Here is an 8973-nt window from a genome sequence, read left to right as displayed (position 1 = left end):
GCGCTGTTGCTCTGGCAGCAGGCCGAGGCCCTGAGAGGGGGAGGCACCTTCCTCTCTGATGATGTGGCGGCCCCCTGGAGAGAGCAGCGCATTGTTCGGCGTAAACAGGAGAAGATCGATCGTGCCCGCCGGCAGATGCTTCGCGGTTTGGGGCTGAGTGTGCTTGCACTCGGAGATGCGGAGAAGGCGCATGAGTATTTTTGTGACTATTTCCAGGAGCTCCCGAGCGATTTCCACACGCTTGAGACCGTGATGGAGCTCATGGTGAAGCAGAAGCGGCCTGATCTTGCGCTTGGGTGCTACGAGCTTGTGGAAGAAAAGGTGCGGACTGGCAAGAGCCCTTTTCCACTCCCGCTCTCTGTTCAGAAATGTGTGAATCAATTACGTCATGACTTCACTACCTCTTCTTATGCTCATGAAAAGTATGATATCCAATGGAGCTCTTCCAGCAAATTAGAAGTCCCATATGGAAAAGCGAATTTGCTACCTCCAGGCTTGTGGACATGGCCCCCGATATCGGAGGAAATGATAGTGAATGGTGTGACGACACGCCGCTCTTTCCTTCAGGATACAATTTATGCAGCTTGTACGTCTTTTGTTTTGTCTTCTGCGACACCCTCTTCGGCAGAGATGATCTGGCGCATTGAGAAGGCAGTACATCATCCTGCGACGCTTGATACAACTGTCGTGCAGGGATTAGAGACGATCACTCAAACCTATTGGAGTCTAAGCAAAAATACATCCAGTGATATTTTGAGTGGCGTTGTCGGGCATTTCTCCACTATTGCTCAACTACTCAAAGGGGCGACGACAAAACAGTATGCACCGCTTTGCTCGCTCGCAAGTCAAGTCGCCCAAATTATCGGAAAAACGCTCTGTGATCTTCAGGAATATTCCCTGGCCTATCCCTATTATGTCTTTTCGCTCAAGACGGCTCAAGCAGCCTCTCATCCTGAATTATATGCAGTTGGATTAGGAAGAATAGCTTTATTGTTTATCGCTTCAACACAGCCTGAGAAAGCACTCCCTTTTCTTGAGGAGGCAAAGAAGAGTAAAGTGCAGAATGCCAGAATTCAAGCCTGGCTCGCAGCCGTTGAAGCAGAAGCGTTTGCCTACCTGCGTAGGGAACAGGCGTGTTTCTCTGCACTGGGTAATGCAATGGAAGCGTTTGCCTCTCGTGAGCCCTCGCCTGATCACTATTGTACTGGTTTGACCCCATCGCGGCTGAGAAGTTATCACGGAATTTGTCTGATGCTGCTTGGACGATCACAGCAAGCAGTCACATCCTTTCAGGAAGCGCTTCAACAGGCAGAGCAAACAGCGTTGCGACATCAATCCAGAATCTCGATTGACCTGGGCAAGGCGCTTCTCCTCCTCGGTGAGAAACAAAGCGCTGCTCAGTACGCATACAGGGCGCTTGAACTGGTAAAGCAAACGCGCTCGTTACAAGTTCTCCAACGCCTTGAGTCACTCAACATCCGATTACAGGATCACGAACTCCAGGAACAGATACAAAAGACCCATCAGATGATCAAAGCGGAGGTACTATGAAGGTACTCTATCTGCTCGTGTGTGCTGCACCTCCTGCACATGAGACGAAAACGGTGGTCCGTGCTCTGCAACAAGCGGGATGGGATGTCTGGGTCATTGCTACCCCACAAGCCACACGATGGATTGATATGACGGCTTTAACTCAACTCACCGGCCATCCCGCGCGCAGTGACTATCGGCTTCCTGGTGAAGCTGATCCATTGCCTCCGGCCCATGCAATTCTCGCAATGCCTTTGACCTTTAATACCATTAATAAATGGGCCTGCGGGATCAGTGACACGCTGGTGACCGGCCTGCTTTGTGAGGCGCTTGGACGGGGAACTCCGCCCATCGTGGCAGTCCCTTGCCTGAAGATGGACCTGGTACGTCATCCGGCCTTCCAGAAACATATCAATTTGTTGCGAGAAAGCGGCGTTCATGTCCTTCATGAGCCAGAACGCTATAAATCACCGCAAATGGTTCCTCTTGAAGAAGTTATCGAGACGCTTCAAGCAGTGACAGCACATCAGGAAGCGCATGAATAATGGCATTGGGTTGGACCAGACTGGCAAGCGGAAGCCCTTGGGCCTCTCGATCATACCAGATTGCGGAGAGACCAAGTCGCTGAGGAGCCGCAATATCCAGTTCCAGGTTATCTCCAACCATCCACACATGCGAGGGCTGGAGTTGCAATCGGGTCAATGCTCCAGAATATGCAGAAGGCTCAGGCTTAGCAGATCCTGTTTCCTCCTCGATCAATATCAACGAAAAGAAGGACTCGAGCTGAAAGCGTTGAAGCTTGCGCCGCTGATAGGTCGCATTCCCATTGGTGAGCAGGGCAAGCCGTATCCCGAGCTGTTGTAGCTTCTGAAGCGTCTCGTCTGCTCCTGGAGCGAGCTCGCGCTGTTCTCGATGTCGTTCAAACTCCTGGACCAGCTGATCGGTAAGAGAGACATCTGCTCCAAGATGATGAAGTGCGAGAGCTGCCTGTTCTTTTCGAGCGACAGAGGGATCAAGCCTCTCTCTTCGTTGTTTCTCAGGATGGTCCTTGATACGCTCCTTCCGGAGTGCATCTGCATGAAGCAGGGCTTGGAAAAGCGCCTTCGCATCAACAAGGTGAGCAAAGGGGATACACGCTTTTTTCCAGCTTTGCTCCGCTGGCTCTTTCTCGAGCAGCAACGTTCCATCCAGATCAAAGAGAAGAGCGTGTGGATAGCTCAGAGTACTCATATCCATATTATATCAGAAAAGAGAGGCTCTTTCATCGAGTTCGTTTTGAAGTCAGGGGCTTGCAGGAAGAGCAGCAGGCTGAGCAGGTGCCGCACAACGGGCTTCCGCATTCTACTCCGGAGCCATCTCACGCCAACCCTATGAAAACGATGGACAACGCCTCAACTCACACCTGCGGCAATCGGATCACCACGCGCCAAGCTGTTTGCGCGAGTTTATGCGCTCACCCGCTAAGGCGAGTGCGCTCCAGAGAGCGTCTGACAGCGTCAACTCTGCCCAAACACAGTGCGCAGGTCTCTGAAAGCAGGAAGCACCTGACGGATCGACGGGCACCTCCCTCACCACTCGCTTACCTATTGCGGCAGAAGGCCCCTGGCTTGAGCCCTGTCTTTTATACACATTTTACAAACGGAGGCGATAAGCGAGATGAAAGCCCTCAAGCAGGGTCTGAACCCGGAGCCAGCCCGCCCACAAGGTCTTCCAGCCTGCTGGCCCATCCCGGCGACGAGCCAGGTAGCCCCCAGGCGAGCGACTTCTTGCCAGAAGACCTGGATGGTCATACTGGCAGGGTCAAGGCCTGCTTGCGTGGCCACTACCGTCAGTACATCAACGTCGAGCACTTCACAGGTAAACCGATCAGGTTCACTGCGGGCAAGATCTCGCTGTTGCAACAAGCGAACGGCGACTGGCGAGAGCAAGCCCAGCAGTCGGAAGAACCGTTTACCTGTTTGGAGTTGACGTTGCTGCAGGCGGCAGCCTGTTTTGAGGCATTGATGAGAGTCTTCCACGACCCATCGATGTCCATACCAGGTGCCTCGCTCCCATGCCTCTTGCAGGGTCGCAGTCTGCACAGAGGTCTGCACAACCCATTCCAGAGGCTCTTCTCCTGCCGGAGGTTGCTCCTCCCAGAGGCGAATGACCCACAGAGGGAAGGGGTGTTTGTTCGCATGCGGCTCGTTGCGTGGCGGCAACCCTGTCATCGGGCCAAAGGAGATCTCAAGGAGCGTGGTGCGAGCCTGTCGGCCATGCGTCGGTGGAACCTCGAACACACGACGCTGCCGACTGGGCCAGGCGCGGACCTGTTCCAGCAGATCCCCCACCTCTTCCTCCTCGTTTTGGGCTCGTCGGTTCTGAGCCGCGCGGACCAGAAAAGGGGTGTGGGTTTCTCGAGAGGCATGAAAGAAGTCGAACAGGTCGGCCCCACGATTCCCCACATGCACGATGCTGGTTGTGTCGGGAAACGTGCCCCCCTGTCTGAGCAGGCGCATCCACCCGTCCGTTTCTCGGTCCTGGCGAAAGCGACGCTGGCTGCGTCGTTCGCTCTTTGGGGCGGGAGCACGAACAAACGCTTCTTGCGAGACACACCCCACAACGGCTCGGCTTTGGGGCACAACCACCAGCATCGTTTGCAGGAAAAAGCCTTGCCCTCGCTCATTGCCGACCTGCCCCAAACCACTCACATGAAGACGATGACTCAAATCGACCTCGGTGGTATCCTGAAGCAGCAGAACCACTGGGTGCCGAACGATCTCTTCTCGCGTGTGCTGAAGATGTGGCTGCATCAGCGCTTCAAAGGTGACATCTTCTTGATCCAACAAACAGTACAAGGCGATGACTTCTTTCCAGCCCTGCATCTGGGCAGGCAACGAAGCCGAAGCATTGGCAGCCATCTGCGCAGCCACCCGAACCTCTCGCCAGGTTCGATGTGCATCCTGGAGGTGATAAGCTCCAAATGTGCGTTCTGCCCACAGCTTCGGGTTCAACATCTCTTCACTTCTCATCGTCCTCTTCTAGCAGTTCTCATTTGTGTATAAATGTGGGGCCTATTTCTGACCCTTGAAGTCCCCAGTATACTGGGAGGTAGGGACAACGTAGAAATGGAGGATATGATGAATCGAAACAAATGGATCCTATTTGACTGTCCGTTATGCAGACAGCCAATGCGAATCTCCTTTCATCAGCATATGCTAAAGCAAGGGAAGGAATATCTCGAAACCTACTACAAGTGTGATCCGTGCGACATCTCTCTAAGAAACCGGGTTCCCAGAGAGAAAGCGGCCACTATCGTAGACGAGAGACATTTCCCCCCGCCTCTCATCTCGTAAGCAAATCGAATTCTAGACTGGTAGCTCAAAGGCTGCCGGTTTTCTCTTTCTTTACTGCCTGCTTCCTCTTATTCGTGAGGGGGAAGAGGACTGACTGATAGCCAAAGGAGGAGGCAGATCGCCTCACTTGAGCGATGGGGCGTATCCGCGATAGAAAAATGTTTCCAACGTCCGAACGGTTCTTCTTCATAGAAGGGCAGCAATGCCCTTTACACATCCCGTATAAATCCGCTGGACAAATCACTTTCCGCCACATCGAGGTGCGAGCCACGATGTGGCGGAAAATGATTTGTCCCCCGCGTGATATGGAATATTGAGCCGGCAGCGTTGCCCTTCAAAAAAAGAAAAGCGTTCAGATGTTGGGAGCATCTATACCTCCTTTGGCTTATCAGTGACACTCCGCTTCGTCTCAAGACGAGCGGCTTCTCGTTGGTACTCTTTCTCCCAACGAGCTACACTGGCGTGTGGCAAATACCGCATGCCAGTGGGGGGTGCCATACCCCCAACAACGTGAGGGACACCGAATTTCTCACGATACGTGTATCTGATGTCTCATGACACCAGATAGGAGACCAATAAGCAAGGGGTAAAACCACAATCGCCTCACCGCGTGGGAGAAATCCCTGCGGCGGGCTAAAGCCGAGAGGTGTCATTCCTCTTCCCCTATGACGAAGAAGAGGAAGCAGGAGGTAAAGGAAAGAGAAAAAACCGGCGGCCGGTTGTCCGAAGGGGGAGTAACTAAGCTTCCCGGGCTTCATTGCCTGGATGGGGCCAGGGAAAGGGAGTACAAAGAAGACGCAACTGACTTTCTCCTTTCTCCTGAAAACAAACGGGGAAGCTCCACCTTCCCCGTTTCATGCCAGCTTCAGTGTGGCGGGGCACACTGAAGCGACGAGGTGAAATAGAGAGGCGTTGAGGGAGGTAGGCCCCAACGCCTCATGTGGGCGCTGTTGTTGGGGTGACAGAAGATGAAGAAATAGAGCGCCTGACAACAGTGCCTATCAGGGCCAGCATGCTGCCAGCCGCTAGAATCTGTGGCTCCCCCCAACCGACGTATGGTGATAATCACCGGTTAAGTTGCTCGCCGGCGCCCCTGCCGCAGCAGGTATATCGCGAGTCTTCTCTGAAAGCCTGGCCTCGCCTGGACTCAACGCCAGGCTCTCTCTTCAGTTGGAAAGGCGCCCTTGTTCCGAATTATTGTTCGGAACAAATTTGACAATGCTTATCATATCCGATACAATGGATTCTGTCAAGGTGTTCTGAATAAAAAGATGGAACATCTATTACAAGAAAAGAGGTGACGATGTCCAAGCCAAAAGAAGGGAAAGTTGAGGCCCTGGTCGCCGCGTTGCGCGAGCAGATCAAAAAGAACGCCTTCGGTCGCGGACGGCTTCCTTCTTTCACGGAAATAGGGAAGAGATATGATGTTGGTCGAGCGACCGTGTTTCAGGCGCTGCAACAATTACAGGCGGAAGGATGTGTAGTCTCGAAAGGGAAATCCTTCTACGCAAATCCGCTCCTCTTTGTCAGCACAGTCCCGACCCCATCCTTTGAAGAATTGCTCCGTGAACAGGGAATGGAGCCGATCGTACGCAATATAATTGAGCCGGAAGTGATTGTGATGCCTGATGAACTTGCAACTCTGTTCGGACTCGCTCACGGTCTTCGTGTTGTTCATCGGTATCGGGTTCAAGGCTCTGTCGATGTCGCCTACCGGCTTTCTGAGTACTGGTATCCTGCATCGTTCGCAGAAAAATATCTGTCCCAGATGAAGGAAGATCCAGGCTTCGATACTCTGGCGGCGATCAAGGAAGAAATGGGAATCTCCAGACAAATCGTGCATGATGATTTGGTTGCTCGGATCCCGACCAAGGAGGAGGCGGCCTACCTCTCTATCTCCCGTATGACACCGGTGCTGGAGATACGCCGGACCAACAAATCAACCGATGAGATGGTATTGATGCTCCATCGCATCGTTCTTGTTGGTCCGTTCTCAGTGGTGCGCTATCAATACGAACTCTGAGTTGGAAAGGTACAAACATCTCTCTTTAAGCATAATCATCCTAGTATTGTTGACAAAGTGTACTAGGATGATTATCTCAAAAAAACTCAGATGCTCATGAGGTCCTGTGATTTGTGGTATACTCACTCGTGAATTCGTATTTGTTTGCATCAAACACAATGCGATTGTACATTAAGACGGTCATGTCATCAAAGCACTGGCGGTGCAGTTCGATGACCGGCGTCCCGCGAACGATGCAGAGGATCTCTTCTTCCTGATTGGTTGCAAGACGTGCCTGCCATCGTTCGCGGACCTGTTTCACAACGCGCCCATAGGCTGCTTTAATGGCGCGAAGTCCGTGAAATGAGGGGTTTTCCCGCATTTGCCTGAAATTCTCCTCTCCGAGGAGAGCATAGGGATAGTGTGTTGCAGCGATTCGATACGGTTCCTCGGCCGTGCCTTGCACGCGGACCCGTCGAGCAATCAACGTTCCTTCTGGGACTCTGCACGCTTCAGCAAGGGCGGCATCTGCTGGTACAAGGACGGGCTCTTCCAAATTGCGGAACACAGGATGCAAACCCTGGTCCTGTAAAAATTGGTCGAAGCTTTCGGTGAGGCCCGGAACGCGCACTCGTGGAGGTGCCACTGAATAGCCCGATCCCCCCCGCGCGACAATGCGTCCCTCCGCTTGCAGGCGCTGGAGCACTTGCAACATTGTTTGACGAGAGACATGAAATTCTTCTGCCAGAGAGACAAGAGATGGTAAGCGCCCGAGCTGCCCATACCTCCCCTGAATCAGGCGATCCCTCATTAACTCCGTGATCTGATCAATTTTTGCCATTGAGAGCGATTTCCCTCCTCTCTCTGCTAACAAATCGTACTAGGCTGATTTTATCATACCGTCAAACGCCTTACCAAGAGGCGCGCGAGTGGACTGAGTGCGGACGTGTCAGGTGACCGTTCTCCAATACTTAGACATTTAGGACATGCCTAAATGTGGGTTGGTTCCTGCTTCAACGTGGAGAGTTTCACTCTTCCCATCGGAAAAGCCAGAGCTTCCCACTCCACAGGCGTCACTTCCCGACGAACTGCCGGTAGTTCTCATTGCTTCATGCAGCAGGTTGAGTGCTGCGTTCTGGTCACGATCAAGCACCATCCCACACGCTTCACAAACAAACGTTCGCTCTTGCAAGTCCAGCACTGGTTTGACAGAGCCGCAAGAGGAACAGGTTTTCGATGAGGGATAAAAGCGGTCTATGACCACAAGGCATGTTCCGTAGAGGTCTGCCTTGTAGGTGAGTTGTCGTCTGATCTCTCCAAAGTTGCTATCAGCAATGGCCTGAGCGAGCTTGTGGTTTTTCAGCATCCCAGACACATGCAAGTCCTCGATTGCAACAAGGGCATGGTGCTTGGTGAGATATGTTGTGAGTTTATGGGTAGCGTTGCAGCGAATATGGGCAACACGTGCATGTTGTTTTGCCAGCTTGCGGCATGTCTTCTTGCGATTCTGGCTGGCTTTCTTGCGCCGTGACTTTTGCCTCTCTAAACGCCGGAGGCGCTTCTGTGCCTGTTTCAAGGCACGTTGGTTCTCAAATGTAGTTCCATCTGAGAGCGTAGCAAGCGTCTTCATGCCAAGATCAACCCCGAGAGCAGTAGTAGCCGTGCGTTCGGGTGCGTTCTGTTCCTCTTCCACTTGCATACTGACAAACCAGCGTCCTGCCTCTTCGGAGACGGTAGCAGAAAGTACCTTTGCATTGGTGGGAAGATAGCCATGCTCATGCAGGCGCAAGCGGCCTAAGCGTGGCAATTGCACGGCCTCTCTTAAGACTTTGATGGAGCCAGTCAAGCGGAATGAGCCGATGCCTTTGCTTTTCTTCTTGAAGGTGGGAAAGCCGAGCTTGCCTTTCCACTTGCCTTGTTTCTTCAGTTCGACTCTGCGGAAGAAGTTTTTATATGCTTTCTCCAGGTCTCTCAGTGCCTCTTGCATGGCGCACTTGGACACCTCATACATCCAGGGATAGTCCGTCTTTTTCAGGGCATTGAGTTCTTTGTGCAAGTCAATAGCAGTCGGACGTTTGCCGGTGGCACGGTAGGCTTCTTGAGAAC

Annotated in this window: 7 protein-coding genes; 3 read left to right on the top strand and 4 right to left on the bottom strand. The window is 52.8% G+C overall.

Annotation, left to right across the window (positions count from 1 at the left end):
* A partial coding sequence (locus EI42_RS33010; RefSeq protein WP_170143058.1) for a tetratricopeptide repeat protein occupies nt 1-1551 on the top strand: 1551 nt, incomplete at its 5' end.
* Nucleotides 1548-2075, top strand: a complete 528-nt coding sequence (locus tag EI42_RS31300) for a flavoprotein (protein WP_111326850.1) — start codon at nt 1548-1550, stop codon at nt 2073-2075. The genes EI42_RS33010 and EI42_RS31300, both read left to right, overlap by 4 nt.
* Here the strand turns inward: EI42_RS31300 and EI42_RS31295 are convergent.
* Complete coding sequence (locus EI42_RS31295; protein ID WP_111326847.1) at nt 2026-2766, bottom strand: HAD family hydrolase; 741 nt, start codon at nt 2764-2766, stop codon at nt 2026-2028. The genes EI42_RS31300 and EI42_RS31295 overlap by 50 nt on opposite strands.
* A 347-nt stretch (nt 2767-3113) precedes the next feature.
* Nucleotides 3114-4541: an IS4 family transposase gene (locus EI42_RS31290; protein ID WP_249033496.1), complete on the bottom strand. Its 1428-nt coding sequence runs from the start codon at nt 4539-4541 to the stop codon at nt 3114-3116.
* 1627 nt (nt 4542-6168) lie between these two features.
* Here EI42_RS31290 and EI42_RS31270 point away from each other — a divergent pair.
* A complete protein-coding gene (locus tag EI42_RS31270) occupies nt 6169-6888 on the top strand; it encodes a GntR family transcriptional regulator (RefSeq protein WP_111326839.1) in 720 nt (239 codons plus the stop codon).
* A gap of 94 nt (nt 6889-6982) precedes the next feature.
* Here EI42_RS31270 and EI42_RS31265 read toward each other — a convergent pair whose 3' ends face one another.
* Both EI42_RS31265 and EI42_RS31260 read right to left on the bottom strand, forming a co-directional pair.
* Entirely contained in the window at nt 6983-7708 is a 726-nt protein-coding gene (locus tag EI42_RS31265) for a GntR family transcriptional regulator (protein ID WP_111326837.1), read from the bottom strand.
* Between the two features lie 138 nt (nt 7709-7846).
* Nucleotides 7847-8973: RNA-guided endonuclease InsQ/TnpB family protein (locus EI42_RS31260; RefSeq protein WP_111326835.1), on the bottom strand; the 1127-nt coding region annotated here is incomplete at its 5' end.

The organism is Thermosporothrix hazakensis (assembly GCF_003253565.1).
GTDB lineage: Bacteria > Chloroflexota > Ktedonobacteria > Ktedonobacterales > Ktedonobacteraceae > Thermosporothrix > Thermosporothrix hazakensis.
The sequence above is the reverse complement of the archived record's forward strand: the minus strand, read 5'-3'. Positions and strand labels throughout refer to the sequence as shown.

Coding starts and splice junctions, on each gene's coding strand:
- EI42_RS31300 (WP_111326850.1), top strand. CDS start 1,548: ATGAAGGTACTCTATCTGCTCGTGTGTGCTGCACCTCCTGCACATGAG.
- EI42_RS31295 (WP_111326847.1), bottom strand. CDS start 2,766: ATGGATATGAGTACTCTGAGCTATCCACACGCTCTTCTCTTTGATCTG.
- EI42_RS31290 (WP_249033496.1), bottom strand. CDS start 4,541: ATGAGAAGTGAAGAGATGTTGAACCCGAAGCTGTGGGCAGAACGCACA.
- EI42_RS31270 (WP_111326839.1), top strand. CDS start 6,169: ATGTCCAAGCCAAAAGAAGGGAAAGTTGAGGCCCTGGTCGCCGCGTTG.
- EI42_RS31265 (WP_111326837.1), bottom strand. CDS start 7,708: ATGGCAAAAATTGATCAGATCACGGAGTTAATGAGGGATCGCCTGATT.